Raw genomic sequence first — 2,115 nt, 5'->3', positions numbered from 1 at the left:
GACATTTTTGAAAGCTCTATGCGCGGCGACAGATTCACAAATAAGTGTATATTTAGACAATCAATTAAAAAACAAAAAACAGGCTAACCAGCAAAATGCCGCACTCGCTTTATGTAGTGGCCTGTTACCTTGAATTAAAAACAAATATTATGAAAGAAAACAAATTAGAAGAAATTATTGAAAGAATATCAGAATTATAAAATCAAGTTTTTGAAAATGAGAATGAAACTAATTCAGATGGCAAAAAAATGGAGATTACAGAAATTTTTAAAATTAAGGATTATAAAAATTTAGAATCTATCTCTATTACTGATGCCAATGTAAATTTAAGAACAGCAGGAAATCCTATTTCTGGAAATACTGGAGGTATTGACAACAGAGGTTATTGTAAATATAAAGGAAGTGCTTGGGTTCAAGACAATCTAGGCAATATTTTGAATTGGCATTATATGGAATCTTGTTCGAGAAAAAAAGAAGTCATTAAATATCCAACTGGAAAACCTAATTCGAGAGGTTATAAAGAAAAAAGAAATCACAGCCAAGTCCCAATGGGATGGGCTAGTCGATGGTTTGGTGGTAGTTGTAGATATGTAGGATGTTGGGCTAGATTTATTGATGAAACTGGAAGTGGATAGATATTTCACTGGACTTGGAAATAACAAATCCTTACAAGATGATAACTAAAGAATATTTTATTCTAGAAAGAAATGAAACTTACTCGAAAGTAGAAACTGAATTTATAGAAAAAATAATATCTGATGGTTTTACAAATGGAAATATTCGTGTTCCACCAGTAAAAGCTCTAGTTCCAATATTTAAAAAGTACAAGAGGAGTTGCAAAAATAAGTTATCTATATTATTGTCATTTGAAGAAAACTTATTTCATATTGTTGAAATGAAAAAATTGGATTACTTAATTAATAATCAATTAAAAGAATATTTAGAAATTAATGTAAATGAAAATATTGATTGTTTAAGTTTTGTAAAAGGATTGATATACATAGAATTCAATACAAAATATAATAAAATTGATTACGAAATGAAATCTACGAGTGAAAATTGTACAGAATGGGTTCTACATGAAACTATGCACACAAACTCAAGGTAACACCGTATATAATTTATTGCTAGCTTATTCCCTACTTACGAAAGTCCTCGCGGACTTTCGTTGTCGGCAATTATTTCCTAAATTAATTACTTGAAACACGCAACAAACCATATACAACAACGTTGTACACAATTATGAAAAAACTGCTTCCAATAATATTTTTATTCTTCAGCCTAAATTTTTGGGCTCAAGAAAGTTGGAAACCAAACCCTGAAGTACAAAAGAAAACTTTTGATAAAGCATTAAATCTTCTCGAAAAATTGGACAATAAAGAAACGATGAGACATTTTTACTATGCATATAAAATGGGAATTGATACCGAACTCGGAAAGTTAGCTTTAACCAAATTTGATTCAATTTTAGCAATTGAAAAAACAAAATTGTTAAAAGGTATTCAAGGAACTTGGATACTTAAAGAAGTTGGCTCTAATTGGGGATTTGACAAAATTAATTCTGATTCAGAAGAAAAAAAATTGGTAATTAACCAAGATTCAATTTCGTTTTATGAAAACGGAAAATTAATAAAAAAGGAAGAAATAAAATTTACAGAAACTACATATTTCGGAGTTCCGAGTTATACGACTTTTGACTATTCAGATGGTCAAATCTGGAATTATGAATTAAAAGACCGAAAACATAACGAAAATGGAAATGTTCTTCATCTAAAAAATGAGGGATATTTTAGAGAGAATGGTATTCGAACAGAAATTTCGTGTGGAAATACGGAAATGTATTATGAACGAATAAAATAACTGTGTACAACACCGTATATAATTTATTGCTAGTTCTAGCCTACTTACGAAAATCCTCGCGGATTTTCTATTCGGTTTGTATTTGCTAAATTAGGTGCTTAAAACACGCAACAAACCATATACAACAACGTGGCGGCTGATTGCCCAAGGGCTCGCAGTTCACGATAAAATAAGCTTCACAAAAGGCAGTTGTATACTTGGTTATTACCGCAATCGTATGGCTACGCTTCAAAATAGGTTTTAGAGCGATTGTAA

At 30.4% G+C, this 2,115-nt stretch carries 3 protein-coding genes; all 3 read left to right on the top strand.

All coding sequences use genetic code 11. The features are described 5' to 3' along the window. Positions 1-248 precede the first annotated feature (248 nt). A complete protein-coding gene (locus ACFO5T_RS13985) occupies positions 249-635 on the top strand; it encodes a hypothetical protein (protein WP_380035615.1) in 387 nt (128 codons plus the stop codon). 38 nt (positions 636-673) lie between these two features. Then, positions 674-1,108, top strand: coding sequence for a hypothetical protein (locus ACFO5T_RS13980; RefSeq protein WP_380035612.1), 435 nt, complete (start codon positions 674-676; stop codon positions 1,106-1,108). 134 nt (positions 1,109-1,242) lie between these two features. Then, positions 1,243-1,860 (top strand): hypothetical protein, encoded by a 618-nt coding sequence (locus ACFO5T_RS13975; protein WP_380035609.1) that lies wholly within the window; start codon positions 1,243-1,245, stop codon positions 1,858-1,860. Positions 1,861-2,115: the final 255 nt, after the last annotated feature.

The sequence above is a fragment of the Dokdonia genika genome (assembly GCF_042652845.1).
In the GTDB taxonomy this organism is placed as follows: Bacteria; Bacteroidota; Bacteroidia; order Flavobacteriales; family Flavobacteriaceae; genus Dokdonia; species Dokdonia donghaensis.
This window is presented reverse-complemented; position numbering and strand designations above follow the sequence as displayed.

Coding starts and splice junctions, on each gene's coding strand:
- ACFO5T_RS13985 (WP_380035615.1), top strand. CDS start 249: ATGGAGATTACAGAAATTTTTAAAATTAAGGATTATAAAAATTTAGAA.
- ACFO5T_RS13975 (WP_380035609.1), top strand. CDS start 1,243: ATGAAAAAACTGCTTCCAATAATATTTTTATTCTTCAGCCTAAATTTT.
- ACFO5T_RS13980 (WP_380035612.1), top strand. CDS start 674: ATGATAACTAAAGAATATTTTATTCTAGAAAGAAATGAAACTTACTCG.